The organism is Allobosea sp. P2_B12, from assembly GCF_056404835.1.
Genome location: NZ_JBFUDG010000001.1, coordinates 1,011,129 through 1,025,859 on the forward strand (window position 1 = coordinate 1,011,129; position 14,731 = coordinate 1,025,859).

Genomic DNA, 14,731 nt, shown 5'->3' on the forward strand with positions numbered 1-14,731 from the left:
CCAGTGTTTCGATGATACCGCCCGCCCCGGGAGCCAAGAGCGGCCTGCCTCTGATCCTCGCGCTCGGCGTGACCCAGGTCATCGGCTACGGCGCGCTCTACTACGCCTTCGCCGTGCTGGCGCCGCGCATGACAGAGAGCTTCGGCTGGGCACCGGAATGGACCTATGGCGGCTTCGCTGCGGGGCTTCTGGCAGGCGGATTGGTCGCGCCAGCGGTCGGCCGCCTGATCGATGGTTATGGCACGCGCATCGTCATGAGCATCGGTTCGGCGCTGGCCGGCGTGGCATTGCTGGCGCTGGCGGAGGCGAGGGGGCCGGTCAGCTATTTCGCGGCGATGATCGCGCTCGAAGTCGTCTCGACCATGGTGCTCTACGATGCAGCCTTTGCAGCCCTGACGCAGGCGAGAGGCGCCCAGGCGCGTCGCGCCATCAGCCAGCTCACTCTGATCGGCGGCTTCGCCTCGACGCTGTTCTGGCCGCTGACGACGATGCTGCTGGGCCAGTTCGACTGGCGCGAGATCTATCGCCTCTACGCCGTGCTGCAGTTCGCGCTCTGCGTGCCGCTGCACCTCTTCCTGCTGCCCGGCCGCGTGCGCCATCCCATTGGCATCGCGCCGTCGACGCCGACAGGCGAGGTCGCTGCTGGCCGCAGCTATCTTCATGGCGACGCCCGACGCTCTGCCTTTCTGCTGCTGGCTCTCGCTTTCTCGCTGCAGGGCTTCGTGGTCTCGGCGATGTCGGTGCATATGCTAACGCTGCTGCAGGGGCTGGGCTTAAGCGCGGCGGTCGCGGTCGGCATCGGGGCGATGATCGGGCCGTCGCAGGTCGCCGGCCGGTTGGTGGAGATGCTGTTCGGCACCGCGCTGCAGCCGGTGACCACCGCCTGGGTCTCGGCCGTGCTGATGCCGCTGGGGCTGATGCTCCTGCTGGTCGGCGGCATGACAGCGACGCTCGCGGGGCTGTTTGCGGTCGCCTATGGCATCAGCATGGGGCTGGGCTCGATCGTGCGCGGAACCGTGCCGCTGCAATTGTTCGGCCCGGCTGGTTATGGCGCGATGCTCGGCAAGCTCTCGGCGCCGGGCCTGATCATCAGGGCGGCGGCGCCGCTGGCCTTCGCGGTTCTGATCGAGCGCGCGGGGCAGGTGCCGAGCCTGCTGCTGCTGATCGCGCTTTCGACGCTCGCGGCGGTCGCGTTGTTTGCCCTGGCGCGGAGGGTCAAGTCAGCCTGAGCGGATCGGCCTGTACCGTACGCAGCGTGAAGCCGAGCGGCGTCAGGGATGACGCGGGATCACACACCAACCACCCCATAGCTGATTCGCATAAGGTATATTATGGAACTAAAACTGATGCCGTGCTGGTCCTGGCAGCGTCGATCCGCAGGTCGAACGGGATCCGCATGCCATCGAATGCCACATCGATATCCGGCGGCAACATGCTGATAAGCCTGGCGTAATCGAGATCGGAGTGGAGATCGGTCATGATCGCCTTGCGCGGTTTCAGTTCCGCGATCGTCGCCAGCGCCTGCGTCAGGTTGAAATGGCTCGGATGCGGCGCCTCGCGCAGGCAGTCGAGGATCAGGATGTCGAGCCCTGCCAGGGCCGCCTTGGCCCGCAGTGGGATCAGGCTGACATCTGGCAGATAAGCGACGTCGCCGAAGCGGAAGCCAAGCGCCTCGTAGTTCGGCCCGTGCTCGACGGCGATCGGTAGCGCGACGATCTCGCCGCCGGCGCCCTGGACGGTCACAGGAGTCCGGTCCGCCATCGGCCGCAGCTCAAGGATCGGCGGGTAGATGCTGCCCGGCGGCGTCTCGAACAGATAGGCGAAGCGCGAGAGCAATGAGTGCGTCGTCAGCGTATCGGCGTGGACGACGATGCGCCTCCGGTTGTGCAGCACGAGCGAGCGCAGATCGTCGATGCCATGGGTATGGTCGGCGTGGTCGTGGCTGAACAGCACGGCGTCGAGATCGGGCACCTCGGCGTCGAGAAGCTGTTCACGCAAATCCGGCGAGGTATCGACGAGCAACCGCGTCGTGCCGGCCTCCTGGATGCGCTCGACTAGGATCGAGCAGCGCCGCCGCCGATTCTTCGGCTCGGACGGATCGCACGCGCCCCAGCCGGTGCCGGGCTTGGGCACGCCGCCGGAAGAGCCGCAACCGAGGATGGTCAGCGTCAGGGTCATGTCCGCGCGCGGCCTCAGGCGACCTGTGCGACGGGCACGGCATGGTCCATCTTCCAGTAGCAGCGACGCGCATTCGCCGTGGTCAGGGCCGCGATCTCGTCGAATGAGATGCCGATTGTCTCGCCGAGAACCTTCGCTGTTTCAACGACATAGGACGGCTCGTTGCGCTTGCCCCTGAACGGTACCGGCGCCAGATAAGGCGCATCGGTTTCGACCAGCAGGCGCTCGCGCGGCACCATCCGAGCAATTCGGCGCAGCTCTTCCGAGGTCTTGAACGTCAAGATGCCGGAGAAGGAGACGTAGAGGCCGAGCTCGACGCCGGCCATCGCCAGAGCCTCGCCGGCGGTGAAGCAGTGCAGGATGGCGGGGAAGGCGCCCTTCCCCATTTCGTGGCGTAGGATCGCGATCATGTCGTCATCGGCCTGGCGGGCATGGATGACGAGCGGCAGCTGGGTGATGCGCGCGGCTGCGATATGGACGCGCAAGCCTTGAGCCTGCGCCTCGCGCGGGCTCTTGTCGTAATGATAGTCGAGTCCGGCCTCGCCGATGGCGACGCAGCGCGGATGCGCCGACAGGGCCACAAGCTGTTCGGCCGTGACGTCCAATTCCTCATGCGCGCCATGGGGATGCGTGCCGACGCTGCACCAGACCGAGGGGAAGCGCTCGGCGATCGCCGCATAGGCTGGAAAGCGCGCGACCCGGGTCGAGATCGTGACCATGCGACCGACGCCGGCCGCTTCGGCGCGGGCGACATAGGACGGCAGTTCCTCGGCGAAGTCCGGGAAGTCGAGATGGCAATGGGTGTCGATCAGCATCAGGCGGCCTGCCCGCTGTCAGGCTCGACATAGCGCGGGAAGATCCCGCTCGGCGCCGGCAATGGCGTGACGGCGACGAGTCGGCCACCTTCGCCCAAGGCCGCGAAGCTGCGCGCTTCGGGCGCCACGCCGAGCAGATCGAGCAGCTTGGCCATGGAATCCGGCATCACCGGCTGGACCAGGATCGCGACCTGCCTGATCACCTCGGCGGTGACGTAAAGCACGCTGTCGCGCCGGGCCGGGTCGCTTTTGGACAGGCGCCAGGGCTCGTTGGCGGCGAAATAGCGGTTCGCCTCCGCCACCACGGCCCAGATCTCGGCGAGCATGACGTGGAGCGCGAAATCCTGCATGGCGTCGCGTGCCTTGGCCAGCGCGCCATCGGCCAGCGCCAGCATCGCCTCGTCGCCCTCGGTCAGCGTGCCGCGTGGCGGCACCCTGCCCTCGCAGTTCTTCGCGATCATCGAGAGCGAGCGCTGCGCCAGGTTGCCGAGGTCGTTGGCGAGGTCGGCGTTGATGCGCCCGACGATCGCCTCATGGCTGTAATTGCCGTCCTGGCCGAAGGAGACCTCGCGCAGGAAGAAATAGCGCAACTGATCGACGCCATAGGTGTCGGCGAGATCGAAGGGGTCGACCACGTTGCCGAGCGACTTCGACATCTTCTCGCCGCCCTTGGCAAGGAGGAAGCCATGGCCGAAGACGCGCCGGGGCAGCGGCAGCCCGGCCGACATCAGGAAGGCCGGCCAATAGACCGTGTGGAAGCGGAGGATATCCTTGCCGATGATGTGGACATCTGCCGGCCAGTAATGCGCGCGCGGGCTGTCGGGATCGGGAAAGCCCGTGCCGGTCACATAATTGTTGAGCGCATCGACCCAGACATACATCACATGCTTGGGATGGCCTGGCACGGGCAGGCCCCAGTCGAAGGTGGTGCGGCTGATCGAGAGATCCTCAAGCCCGCCCTTCACGAAGGAGACGACCTCGTTTCGGCGCGTCGGCGGCGAGACGAAGTCCGGCACGTCCTCGTAGAGCTTCAGAAGCCGGTCCTGATAGGATTTCAGGCGGAAGAAATAGCTTTCCTCCTCGACCCATTCGACCGGCGTGCCCTGCCCGCCGAGGCGCGTGCCATCGGGCTGGAGCGTGGTTTCCTCCTCGCCGTAGAAGGCCTCGTCGCGGATCGAGTACCAGCCTGCGTATTTCGACAGGTAGATGTCACCATTGGCCTCCATCCGCCGCCACAACTCCTGCGTCGAGGGCAGATGGTCGGCATCGGTGGTGCGGATGAAGCGGTCGAAGGAGCAGCCCATGCGCTGCTCCATCTCGTGGAAGCGCGTGGCGATGCCGTCGACGAAATCCTTCGGCGACAGGCCGTTCTGCGCGGCGGTACGCTGCACCTTCTGGCCGTGCTCGTCGGTTCCGGTCATCGCGAAGACGTCGTAGCCGTCGAGCCGCTTGAAGCGCGCGATCGCGTCGGAGGTCACCATCTCATAGGCGTGGCCGAGATGCGGCGGCCCGTTGGTGTAGTGGATCGCGGTCGTCAGGTAGAATTTCGGGGCCGTGGCCATGGTCGATCCGGAGCTTCGCTTCACGCTGCGCGCGAGCGGGCAACCGCATCCGACAGATCATGAAACATGGTCATCACGAGCGGGCGGCGGTCGAGATTATAGGTTTCGACGTCGCGGGCCGCACGACCAAGCTTGTCCCATACCTCCGCCAGCGGTGCAAGACGCGCCGGTTGCGCTGCAGCATGCGCGTGGAGATGGTCGGACAGCCAGCTCTGCACCGTCTCGATCATGACGGCGAAGTCGCTTTCGCCGGCCTTGCCGGCGACATCCTCGGCCAGCGCCATCAGCGCGTTCAGGTCGATGCCGGGCAGCGCGTCGAGCCGCGCCCGCACCGCCTCGACCAGCGCCAGCGTCTCCGGATCGACATAGGTGAGCGCCCGGCGCACCGAACCGTCGGCGAGCCGGGCGGCGCGGGTCAATGCGGAGGCGTCGAAGGGGCCGCCCAGACGCTCGAGCGCGATTTCGCCGGCCTGCGCGACGTGCGCCTCGTCGAGCGCGGCGAAGGTCATCAGCCGGCAGCGCGAGCGGATCGTCGGCAGCATCCGGCCCGGCGCATGGGCCACGATCAGGAAGAGCGCGCGCGGCGGCGGCTCCTCCAGCAGCTTGAGCAGGGCGTTGCCCGCCGAGCGGTCCATGTCCTCGGCCGAATCGACGATGCAGACGCGCCAGCCGCCCTCGGCCGCGCTCGAACCGAAATGGTCGAGCACCCGCCTGACCGCATCGACCGGGATGTTGCTGGTGTAGCCCTTGCCGTCGGGCTTCTGGATTCGGCGCAGCAAGTGCAGATCGGGATGGGACTGCGCCATCACCCGTCGCGTCGCCGGATCGGTCTCGGGCATCGCCAGCGAGGTCGCGCCTGCCGCCCGGACGGTGGGATCACCTGCGGCCAGCACGAAGCGCGCGGCACGATATGCGAAGCTCGCCTTGCCGATGCCTTCGGGCCCTCCCAGCAACCAGCCATGGTGCATCCGGCCCGAAGCGAGCGCGGCGAGGAAGGCCTGCTCCTGCGCGTCGTGCCCGATCAGCGCCAGCGTCTCGCGCGGATGCGGCGCGTTTGGCAGGCGGTCGGGTTCGTCGCTGGTCTGGAGCATCCGTCGTCCTTCGTCGCTGATCGGATGTGTTTGGTCCGTGGCGCGCTTGAGGGCAAGAGCCCTCGCCGGCTCAGGCGGTCTGCGGTACTGGGAGCCGCTCGCGGATCGCCGTCCAGGCCGCCTGCGCCAGCATGGCCGGCGGCTGGGCCGCATCGAGCACGACGCAGCGCGACGGCTCGGCTTCGGCGATCGCGAGATAGGCCTTTCGCAGCTTGCGATGGAAGGCCAGGGTCTCACTCTCGAAGCGGTCGGTGCCTTCGCCGGGGGCCCGGCGCCGCGCCGCGCGGGCAAGCCCGATGCTCGGGTCGAGATCGAGGATCAGCGTCAGATCCGGCATCAGCCCGTCGATGGTGACGGCTTCGAGCTCAGCCAGCAGCCCCGGCTCGATGCGGCCGAGCGTGCCCTGATAGACCCGGGTCGAATCGATGAAGCGGTCGCAGAGCACCCATTCGCCCCGCGCCAGGGCGGGCGCGATCAGCCGGTCGATATGGTCGATCCGGGCCGCCGAGAACATCAGCGCCTCGACGAAGGGGCCGTGCTGCTTGACCTGGCCGGAGAGGATGACCTCGCGGATCGCCTCGGCCTTGGGCGAGCCGCCGGGTTCGCGCGTCACCGTGACGCGCAGGCCGAGCGCCTCGATGCGCTCCTTCAGGCTGCGGGACAGCGTCGATTTGCCGGCGCCCTCGCCGCCTTCGAGTGTGATGAAGCGTCCCGGTGCCATGGCGCCGCTCAACCCCGGCTCAGGGCCTTGCGGACCCAGCCGGATGCCGCTTCCATCAGCGCGTCGAGCGCGCGGCTCTGCAAGGTGCCGGCCTGCACCGTCTCGGCGGCATAGAGGGGTATGTCGAGCGTCTTGACCTCGCCGCGCGTGACCAGGAGCCGCGCGACCTGCGCCCCTTCCTGGACGGGCACGATCAGCGGCCCGCGATAGACGATGCGTGCGTTCAGGCGTTCGCTGCTGCCGCGCGGCAGGAGCAGGCTGACAGGCCCCCTGGCCTTGAGCCCGACTCGTCCCTTCTCGCCGCCGAAGACGCTGGCCTCGCCGACGATCTCGCCGGCCTCGAAGATCTTGCGCGGCTCGAAGGCGCGAAAACCCCATTCGAGCAGCTTGCGCGATTCGTTGGCGCGGTCGCGCGCGGTCTTGAGGCCGTTGACCACGACGATCAGGCGCTGGCCGTTCTGCACGGCCGAGCCGACGAGGCCGAAGCCGGAATCGTCGATATTGCCGGTCTTGAGCCCGTCGGCGCCGATATCCATCGTCAGCAGCGGGTTGCGGTTCTGCTGCCTGATCTTGTTCCAGGTGAATTCGCGCTGGCCGAAGATCCTGTAGTGCTCCGGGTAGGTCTTGATGATGTGGTCGGACAGGAGCGCGAGTTCGCGCGCCGTGACCTTCTGCAGCGGATCGCCCATGCCGGTGGCGTTGCGGAAGACCGATTTCGTCAGACCGAGCGCCCGGACGCGCTCGGTCATCAGCCGCGCGAAGGTCGCCTCGTCTCCGGCGACGGTCTCGGCCAGCGCAATCGAAGCATCATTGCCGGACTGGACGATGATACCGTGCAGGATGTCGGAGAGCTTCACCCGGCTGTTGAGCTGGGCGAACATGGTCGAGCCGCCCGAGACGCCGCCACCCTTGCGCCAGGCGTTCTCGGAAATGCCGATCTCGCTGTCGAGCGTCAGCCGGCCCTGGGCGATTTCCTGGAAGGCGACGAGCGCGGTCGCGATCTTGGCGAGGCTGGCGGGCGCCATCAGTTCGTCGGCCGCCTTCTCGTAGAGGATGGTGCCGCTGGCGGAATCGAGCAGCACCGCAAAGGGGGCCGGCGACTGGAAGCTCTGAGCGAAGGCAGTGGAAGCAGGCAGTCCGGCTGCGAGGGCCAGCATCGCGACGACGCCGAGCGCACGGGCGCGGATCAGGCAGCGCCTGACGACCGAAACGGTGGAAAACCTGTCAGACGGGCGACCGGGAGCGCGCATATCCGATCAGAAGCAGAGCCGAACGCGGCCGGTCAAGGCTCGATCGCATCAATTCCGCGACAGCGGCTGCAGCTCTTGCGGAAGGAGGGCGCGATTGAGCGGATGCGAGGCAGAGAAGCGCTGCGTCGGTGCGCGCTCGGGGGCGGCGAACAGGCTCGCAACCGTGGCCCGCGTCGGCGGCAACGTGCTGCGCATCACGGCGGGAACCCGAACGGGGGTGCCTGCGTTCGCGATAGTATCGAGGTCGAAAGGACGGCTCGGAGGCAGCTTCACGCCGCGAACCGGGACGCCGCCAGCGGGCGATGTCGAGACGAGCGAAGCCGCAACGGGTTCGCTCGGCTGGACCGTGCGCAGCGGCTCGCTCGATGACGAGGCCGTGGAATAGCTTTGCGGCGCATAGGCGCGCGCGGTCGATGCCGTGGAATAGGTCTGAGCAACCGGCCGCGAAACCTCCGGCTCGGCGACGGGTTCAGGCCGCTCGTCGAGATTGGCGCTTTGCGATCGGGTGCTGGCCACCGGCGTTGTGCTCGCGACCATGGTGCGGGCGCTCGTGCCCGGAATGGCGGCGGGCTGACCGTCGGTGCGCAGCGTCGCCAGCAGGAGCTTGTCGTCCGAGCCGGCGAGCGAGGCCTGGCCCAGATACTCGAGCTTGATTCGCGCGGTGCCGAGATGGCGGAAGGCCAGCGCCTCGGCCGTCTGCTGCGAGACGTCCATGACGCGGCCGCCATGATAGGGGCCGCGATCGTTGACGCGCACGATGATCGAGCGGCTGTTGAGCATGTTCGTCACGCGGGCATAGGCCGGCAGCGGCATAGTCGGATGCGCGGCGGTGATGCCGTGGCGGTCATAGACCTCGCCATTGGCGGTGCGGCGGCCGTGGAAAGCCTCGCCATACCAGGAGGCGGTGCCGACAGCCGTATAGCCGACGGGCTTTTCGTAAGGGGTGTAGCGCTTGCCGGCGACGGAATAGGTCTTGCCGATCAGCTGGCGTCCGCCGCCCTTGGGCACCTCTTCGCCCTCGGCGACGACGCGCGGACTGGCGGGGCCGTATTTGGACTGCGGAAAGGCGCCGATTTCCTTCGACTTGCCGCGGCGGGCGACCTGGTCATTGGCACAATTGGCGAGAAAAAGGCCTGCGAGCGCAACGCAGCCAAGGCGCGCGGCGCGGATGGCGATGCTGTGGGAAGGCAGGGCTAGGCCCGTATCGGTCGAAGCGGAAAGGCTGTCCGGTGCCGAAGGGCGAGCGCCTCGCATCATGCCGTCGTTCCGCTTTCTGCGCCGAAAACCACTGGCCGGCCAAGCCGCATCGGCGGCGAAGCCAGAGTTTTCGGTCAATCCAATTAAGGGATCGTTAACGCCGGCCGCAGCGACGCGGTAGCGTTAACGGGCTGTTCCCCGCATGCCCTTGAGCGGGCACAAAGGTGTCGGAAATGCGGCAACTGTCAACCCGCGGCACGCCAGCGCCACTTTTCGGCAGAGGCGTGGCACGGCTGCCACGCTTGCCGCAAGCACACTCTGCCGAGAGAGCGGCGCCCTCCGTTCGAGCCGATCCGCCGCGAAAACGCTGCCCATGCCGGCCCCCTCGCCTGCTCGTTGCGGACAGCGCTTGCCAAAACGGCCCATGCGCGGCAATGACTGCGACACCGGAAGGGTGGCCGAGTGGTTTAAGGCAGCGGTCTTGAAAACCGCCGTAGGTGAAAGCCTACCGTGGGTTCGAATCCCACCCCTTCCGCCATCGATTCGTTCTGAACGGGCCTCCGCGAGGCAGCACGGTCAGCGTAAGGCAGCAGGCCTCGCTACGCCGCGATCGCCTCTTGCGCCGCCAGCGCCTGCCAGCCCTGCAAATCACGCCAGTTCGGTTCGAGCCTGTCGAAGCGGGACAGCTTGAACGACGAGATGTCGGCGAAGGAGCAGGCGCCGTCGATGACGAGATCGCGGATCGCATGGCCGCTCGCCGGCGAGAGGCCGAAGCCGACGCTCGACAGCGTCGCCACCACGACATTCTCCTGCGAGGCGAGCCGGTCAATCACGGGCCGGCCGTCCGGCGTGTTCTCGATCACGCCGGCCCAGGAGCGGATGATGCGGGCATGCGCCGCCTTGGGCAGAAGCTCGGCCAGCCTCCGTCCGATATGGCCCATCAGCGGCGTCGAGGGCTTGGCCGGCGCGGCGTTGCCGGCGATGTCGAGCCATTCATGCGGGCCGCCGCCATAGGCGAGGTTGCCGCGCAGGGTCTGGCGGCCGTAGAGACCGTTCCCGTCGACGCCGCCATAGGGCATCAGCGGTAGCGGCTCGGTCACAACCATCTCGCAGCGCGCCGAGGCCACAGGGACCTCCTGTCCGAGCATGGCGGACAGCCGGCCGGTCTGGGGACCGGCGGCGATGACGAGATGGTCGCAGGCGATCAGTCCGCGTTCCGTCTCCACGCCCGTGACCTTGCCGCCGGCCGTCTGGAAACCCGTGACAGCGCAATGCTGCATCACGCGTCCGCCATGATCCTGCATCGCCCAGGCATAGGCCTGCAGGGTGCGGTGCGGATTGGCGTGGCCGCCGAACTTGTAGAAATAGCCGCCGACCATGTTCTCGCCGGCCAGCGGCACGAATTCCCTGATCTGCTTGACGTCTAGGATCTCGGAGTCGAAACCCTGCCGCTTTGCGTTCGACAAGGCCCGGCCATAGAGCGCCATCTGGTGTTCGCTCGATGCCAGACGGATCCGGCTGCCGCTAAACTCGGTGGGATAGCCGAGCAGTTCGTCCAGCTGCGGCCAGAGCCGCTGCTCCTCCAGGAAGAGCGGCGAGTGATGGTGCGAGCAGCCGCCGCCATTGCGGCCTGACGCCTCCCAGCCGATCATGCCTTTCTCGATGACCAGCACATCGACGCCCTCGCGCGCCAGCCACCAGGCGGCGCTCAAGCCCGTGACGCCGCCGCCGACGATGACGACGCTGGCTCCCTTGATCTCGCTCATGGCCATTCTCGCTCGCTAAGGCCTGCTCACTCGCTCGCCACGGGGCCGGTCGCGTCGTTGCTCGCGACCGTGTAGAATTCCGGCACGTCCCAGAACGGGCGCCATTGCGCATGCATGCCGAACCAGGTGTCCCAATGCTCGGCCTGCTCCGGCGCCTCGGGAATCTGCCCGGCGACCGAAAGCGGTAGCGGCCGGACCGGGGCGCGATAGCCGGCGAGCGGAATCGAGGACAGCGGCAGCGCAGCGGCGAGCGCCAGCAGGGACGCAACCTGCTCGCGGCAGCGCCGGCCTTGGCAGGGACCCATGCCGGCCCGCGTCAGGCGCTTGATCTGGTCGGGATTTGGCGGCTCCTCGCCGAGCAGGGCTGCAAGCGAGCGGTCGTTGCGGCGCTCGTTTTGCCAGTCGAGATAGCGCGGCGGCCGAACCTCGAGGATTTCGCGGGCCGTCACCTCCTCGCATTGGCAGACGTGGAATTCCGCCCTGGCTTCGATGACGCTGGCGCGCACCCAGGCGAGGCGATAGGCGCCGATGTCATGAGTCGCAGCGTCGGGGATGACGGCGTCAGGAACGGCGCGTCCGTCATCGAGCGCCAAATCCCGGATGATCGCCGCGACGGCGCGGCGGCCCTCCGTCTCGGCAACCTCACGGTTGAGCGACTTCGACGGCCAGATCCCGGCGCCATCGCCAACCGCGAAGACCGGACGCAGGCTGGTGCGCTGGTCGGCATCGACCAGCGGGGCATAGCCGCTGCGCTCGGGCTGGAAGGCGATCTTGCAGCCGAGCGCGTCGAGCAGGTCGACCACGGGCGTCGCCCCGACCGCGAGCACGATGCCGTCGCAGGCGATTGCGCGTTCCTCGCCCATCGCGCGGCCTTTTTCATCGATGGCGCTGACCAGGACCGACTCGACACCGTCGCGGCCAAGGGCCTCGCGCACGACATGGCCGGTCAGGATTTCGGTGCCGCCCTTGCGGAGCATTGCGACCAGGTCGGCCGGGGCCAGCGGCTCGGCTGCCTGCTCGACGATCGCTGCGATCTCGATGCCGGCTTCGCGCAATACCAGAGCCGAGCTCAGTGCTTCGGCGGAGGATCCCAGCAGCACGACCCGGCGCGGTGCGAGCGCGCCATAACGCGAGGCCAGGGAAACGGCCGCGGTCGCGCCCATCACGCCGGGCTTCTCCCAGCCGGGAAAGCCGAGCCCCATGTCGCGACGCCCGGCCGCGACCACGACATGGTCGGCCTGGAGCATCCAGGAGCGCTCCTCGTCGTTCAGCCCCGCGACGAGGCCGGGCAGCCAGGTGACCGAGGGGCCGTTGGCGTAAAGGCCCCAGCAGGTGGTGCCGAGACGGACGTCGACGCCGGCCTCGAAGGCGATCTCGATTTGCGGCTCGGAGGCGATGAAGGCCTCCAGCATGGCGTTGCGATTGCGCGCCAGCCCGGACATGCCCTGCCCGTAATGCAGCGGCGCCTCGTCGCCCATGGTTTTGAAGGAGACCGGATTCTCGTCGACGAGGACGACGGAGAGCCCCCGCCCGGCCGCCTCGATCGCGGCATCGAGCCCGGCCGGCCCCGCGCCGATGACCAGAAGCTGCGTGCGCTCCTCGACCTGCAGGGCCTTGCCGGCGACGGATTTCGGATCGGGCGGAATGGTCGAAGCCATGGCGCGTTTCGTTCCCTCATGAGACCGCCTTGCCGCCCGCGGTCATGACCAGGCGTTCGATCGGTTGTCACAGCACCTTGTCGAGGAAGGCCTTCGTGCGCTCCTCGCGGGGCGCGCCGAACAGCTCGCCCGGCGCCCCATGCTCGACGATCAACCCGCCATCGGTGAAATAGACATGGTCGGCGACCTCGCGGGCAAAGCCCATCTCATGGGTCACGAGAATGCAGGTCATGCCTTCGGCGGCGAGATCCTGGATCGTCACCAAGACTTCTTTCTTCGTCTCGGGGTCGAGCGCGGCGGTGACCTCGTCGAACAGCATGACCTTAGGGTTCATCGCCAGCGAGCGCGCGATCGCGACGCGCTGCTGCTGCCCGCCCGACAATTCGCCGGGATAGCTCGCGAGCTTGTCGGAGAGGCCGACCTTGGCGAGCAGCCGGCGCGCCCGCTCCTCGACCTCGGCCTTGTCCTGCTTGAGGACATGGATCGGCGCCATCATGACGTTTTGCAGCGCGCTCTTGTGGGGGAAGAGATTGTATTGCTGGAAGACGATGCCAACGTCGCGGCGCAAACTCAGCTTGTCGAGGCGCGGATCATTGACCTCGCGGCCGGCGACCATGATCGAGCCCTTGCTGATCGGCACGAGCCCGTTGATGCAGCGCAAAAGCGTCGACTTGCCCGAGCCGGACGGACCGATGATGCAGACGGTCTCGCCGCGCCGCACGATCAGTCCGACATCCTTGAGCACCTTGAAGCTGCCGAAGGATTTCTCCACGCCTGCGACCACGACGACGGGCTCGCCCAGTTGATGCCGGCTTGCCATATCCGTCTAAGCCTTCACGTTGAAACGGCGCTCCAGCGCCAGTGTCGCCCGCGCAATCGGGTAGCAATAGGCGAAGAACATCAGCAGCAGCAGCAGATACATCGGAATCATCAGCTCGGGCCGGCTCTCGGCCACGAGCGCCGCGCGGGTGATGGTCAGCCCGTCCTGGATGCCGACGACCGAGATCAGCGTCGTCGCCATGGTCAGGATGGCATAGAGGTTCATCCAGGGCGGGATCATCCGTTTGAAAGCCTGCGGCAGAATGATCATCCACATGGTCTGCCGGCGGGTGAAGGCCAGCGCCTCGGCCGATTCCCATTGGCCCGAGGGAATCGAGCGGACGCCGCCGCGCACGATCTCGGAGACGTTCGCAGCAACCGGCAGCGCCAGCCCGACGACCGCCTTGACCCAGGCCGGGAAGGCGATGGTCAGGCCGAATACCCGGAACTCGAAGGGCAAGAGGAACATCGCGTAGAACAGCAGCACCAGCCAGGGCGCGTTGCGGAAAAACTGGGTCAGGCCCCAGGCGGCTTTGCGCAGGGGGACGACCAGCGAGACTTGCGCGACGCCGACCAGCACGCCGACGAGCGTGCCCAGCGCCATCGAGAGAAAGCTGATCAGGATGTTAAACAGGAAGCCCTGGAAGATCAGCGGCGCCCAGCGCAGCAGCACGGTGGTCGCACCCTCCCCGGCCGGGCGCATCGTGACCTGCGCCAGCGCGAGCGACGCCCCGAACAGGATGGCGAAGGCGGCCAGCGTTCCACCACCCAGCAACACCGGCGCGGCAAGGCCCGACGGCGCGATCGGAGCCGGCGCACGATAGGGCAGCAGGACGGGAAGGTCGGTCGTACCCGCTCTCATGTCGAGTAACCGGGAATGCGCATCGCCCTCTCCCAGCGGCCCATTATGAAGACCAGCACGGCGACGAGCAGCACATAGGTCACCAGCAGCACATTCATCATCTCGCGGACGTTGAAACTCTCCGACCAGATCTGCGACGCGGCATAAAGCAGTTCGGGCACGCCGATGGCGTAGGCCAGCGTCGTCGTCTTGACGAGATTGACGAGGTTGTTGTTCAGCGCCGGCAAGCAGATCCGGAAGGCCAGCGGCAGCACGACATGGATATAGAGTTGCAGCCGCGTGTAGCCGAGCGATTCGGCCGCCTCAACCGTGGTCGAGGGCACCGCCTCGATGCCGGCGCGGAAAATCTCGACATTGAAGGCGCCCGCGAAAAGCGAGAGCGCGATGATCGCCCAGCCCGTCCCCGAGACCAGCGGCGACTGCCCGCCGAAGCCGTCAGATACCGTGGGCAGCAGCCCGCCAACGGCGAAATAGAAGAAGGACAGCTGCACCAGCGGCGGCGTGTTGCGGAAGAACTGGACGTAAGCCCGCACGAGCAGACGCCCGAGCCGCGAGCCGCTGCCGGCGACCCAGACGCCGAGCAGGCCGAGCAGCAGCGAGGCGAGGATCGCGACTACGCAGATATAGCTCGTGGTCCAGAGCCCGGTGAGAAAGCGCGAGCGGTCGAACGCGTCGTAGAAGACCGAGAAGTTCAGCCCCTGCGTCTCGTTCAAGCGCTCGAAGAAGGCGGCGATCATTGGGAGTTGCCGTCCCGTTGCCCCACCCTCGACGTCATCCCGGACGCAGCGAAGCGAAGCTCCAGGATCCATCTT

13 protein-coding genes and 1 tRNA gene are annotated in these 14,731 nt (G+C 67.4%); 2 read left to right on the forward strand and 12 right to left on the reverse strand.

What is annotated here, in order from left to right:
• Window positions 1-11 precede the first annotated feature (11 nt).
• The gene (locus AC1DYU_RS04860) at window positions 12-1,229 is read left to right on the forward strand and encodes an MFS transporter (RefSeq protein WP_476790632.1); all 1,218 of its coding nucleotides are present in this window, start codon (window positions 12-14) and stop codon (window positions 1,227-1,229) included.
• Window positions 1,230-1,329: 100 nt separating this feature from the next.
• Here the strand turns inward: AC1DYU_RS04860 and AC1DYU_RS04865 are convergent, their stop codons facing one another.
• The 7 genes from AC1DYU_RS04865 to AC1DYU_RS04895 all read right to left on the reverse strand — a co-directional run bounded on the left by AC1DYU_RS04865 (window position 1,330) and on the right by AC1DYU_RS04895 (window position 8,874).
• A complete protein-coding gene (locus AC1DYU_RS04865; protein ID WP_476790633.1) occupies window positions 1,330-2,178 on the reverse strand; it encodes an MBL fold metallo-hydrolase in 849 nt (282 codons plus the stop codon).
• 14 nt (window positions 2,179-2,192) lie between these two features.
• Window positions 2,193-2,993 carry a TatD family hydrolase gene (locus tag AC1DYU_RS04870; protein ID WP_476790634.1) on the reverse strand — a complete coding sequence of 267 codons (801 nt, stop codon included), beginning with the start codon at window positions 2,991-2,993 and terminating at the stop codon, window positions 2,193-2,195.
• Complete coding sequence (gene metG / locus AC1DYU_RS04875) at window positions 2,993-4,555, reverse strand: methionine--tRNA ligase (protein ID WP_476790635.1); 1,563 nt, start codon at window positions 4,553-4,555, stop codon at window positions 2,993-2,995. Before metG ends, AC1DYU_RS04870 begins: the two co-directional genes overlap by 1 nt.
• 20 nt (window positions 4,556-4,575) lie before the next feature.
• Window positions 4,576-5,646 (reverse strand): DNA polymerase III subunit delta', encoded by a 1,071-nt coding sequence (locus tag AC1DYU_RS04880; RefSeq protein WP_476790636.1) that lies wholly within the window; start codon window positions 5,644-5,646, stop codon window positions 4,576-4,578.
• Window positions 5,647-5,716: 70 nt separating this feature from the next.
• Window positions 5,717-6,367: a dTMP kinase gene (gene tmk, locus AC1DYU_RS04885; RefSeq protein ID WP_476790637.1), complete on the reverse strand. Its 651-nt coding sequence runs from the start codon at window positions 6,365-6,367 to the stop codon at window positions 5,717-5,719.
• 8 nt (window positions 6,368-6,375) lie between these two features.
• The gene (locus AC1DYU_RS04890) at window positions 6,376-7,524 is read right to left on the reverse strand and encodes a D-alanyl-D-alanine carboxypeptidase family protein (protein ID WP_476790710.1); all 1,149 of its coding nucleotides are present in this window, start codon (window positions 7,522-7,524) and stop codon (window positions 6,376-6,378) included.
• 141 nt (window positions 7,525-7,665) lie between these two features.
• Window positions 7,666-8,874, reverse strand: coding sequence for a septal ring lytic transglycosylase RlpA family protein (locus AC1DYU_RS04895; RefSeq protein ID WP_476790638.1), 1,209 nt, complete (start codon window positions 8,872-8,874; stop codon window positions 7,666-7,668).
• 388 nt (window positions 8,875-9,262) lie between these two features.
• Here AC1DYU_RS04895 and AC1DYU_RS04900 point away from each other — a divergent pair.
• Window positions 9,263-9,352 (forward strand) — tRNA-Ser (locus tag AC1DYU_RS04900).
• Window positions 9,353-9,413: 61 nt separating this feature from the next.
• Here AC1DYU_RS04900 and AC1DYU_RS04905 read toward each other — a convergent pair.
• The 5 genes from AC1DYU_RS04905 to AC1DYU_RS04925 form a co-directional block, all read right to left on the reverse strand.
• Window positions 9,414-10,580, reverse strand: a complete 1,167-nt coding sequence (locus tag AC1DYU_RS04905) for an NAD(P)/FAD-dependent oxidoreductase (protein WP_476790639.1) — start codon at window positions 10,578-10,580, stop codon at window positions 9,414-9,416.
• 26 nt (window positions 10,581-10,606) lie between these two features.
• On the reverse strand, window positions 10,607-12,238 hold the full coding sequence (locus tag AC1DYU_RS04910; RefSeq protein ID WP_476790640.1) for an FAD-dependent oxidoreductase: 1,632 nt from the start codon (window positions 12,236-12,238) through the stop codon (window positions 10,607-10,609).
• 67 nt (window positions 12,239-12,305) lie between these two features.
• Window positions 12,306-13,058 carry an amino acid ABC transporter ATP-binding protein gene (locus AC1DYU_RS04915; protein WP_476790641.1) on the reverse strand — a complete coding sequence of 251 codons (753 nt, stop codon included), beginning with the start codon at window positions 13,056-13,058 and terminating at the stop codon, window positions 12,306-12,308.
• A gap of 6 nt (window positions 13,059-13,064) precedes the next feature.
• Complete coding sequence (locus AC1DYU_RS04920; protein WP_476790642.1) at window positions 13,065-13,919, reverse strand: amino acid ABC transporter permease; 855 nt, start codon at window positions 13,917-13,919, stop codon at window positions 13,065-13,067.
• A complete protein-coding gene (locus AC1DYU_RS04925) occupies window positions 13,916-14,656 on the reverse strand; it encodes an amino acid ABC transporter permease (RefSeq protein WP_476790643.1) in 741 nt (246 codons plus the stop codon). Before AC1DYU_RS04925 ends, AC1DYU_RS04920 begins: the two co-directional genes overlap by 4 nt.
• Window positions 14,657-14,731 lie beyond the last annotated feature (75 nt).

Bases quoted from the DNA above. Each gene is read 5' to 3' on its own strand.
- AC1DYU_RS04910 (WP_476790640.1), bottom strand. From the start codon at position 12,238: ATGGCTTCGACCATTCCGCCCGATCCGAAATCCGTCGCCGGCAAGGCC.
- metG (WP_476790635.1), bottom strand. From the start codon at position 4,555: ATGGCCACGGCCCCGAAATTCTACCTGACGACCGCGATCCACTACACC.
- tmk (WP_476790637.1), bottom strand. From the start codon at position 6,367: ATGGCACCGGGACGCTTCATCACACTCGAAGGCGGCGAGGGCGCCGGC.
- AC1DYU_RS04870 (WP_476790634.1), bottom strand. From the start codon at position 2,993: ATGCTGATCGACACCCATTGCCATCTCGACTTCCCGGACTTCGCCGAG.
- AC1DYU_RS04905 (WP_476790639.1), bottom strand. From the start codon at position 10,580: ATGAGCGAGATCAAGGGAGCCAGCGTCGTCATCGTCGGCGGCGGCGTC.
- AC1DYU_RS04920 (WP_476790642.1), bottom strand. From the start codon at position 13,919: ATGAGAGCGGGTACGACCGACCTTCCCGTCCTGCTGCCCTATCGTGCG.
- AC1DYU_RS04895 (WP_476790638.1), bottom strand. From the start codon at position 8,874: ATGATGCGAGGCGCTCGCCCTTCGGCACCGGACAGCCTTTCCGCTTCG.
- AC1DYU_RS04860 (WP_476790632.1), top strand. From the start codon at position 12: ATGATACCGCCCGCCCCGGGAGCCAAGAGCGGCCTGCCTCTGATCCTC.
- AC1DYU_RS04880 (WP_476790636.1), bottom strand. From the start codon at position 5,646: ATGCTCCAGACCAGCGACGAACCCGACCGCCTGCCAAACGCGCCGCAT.
- AC1DYU_RS04865 (WP_476790633.1), bottom strand. From the start codon at position 2,178: ATGACCCTGACGCTGACCATCCTCGGTTGCGGCTCTTCCGGCGGCGTG.
- AC1DYU_RS04925 (WP_476790643.1), bottom strand. From the start codon at position 14,656: ATGATCGCCGCCTTCTTCGAGCGCTTGAACGAGACGCAGGGGCTGAAC.
- AC1DYU_RS04890 (WP_476790710.1), bottom strand. From the start codon at position 7,524: ATGCTGGCCCTCGCAGCCGGACTGCCTGCTTCCACTGCCTTCGCTCAG.
- AC1DYU_RS04915 (WP_476790641.1), bottom strand. From the start codon at position 13,058: ATGGCAAGCCGGCATCAACTGGGCGAGCCCGTCGTCGTGGTCGCAGGC.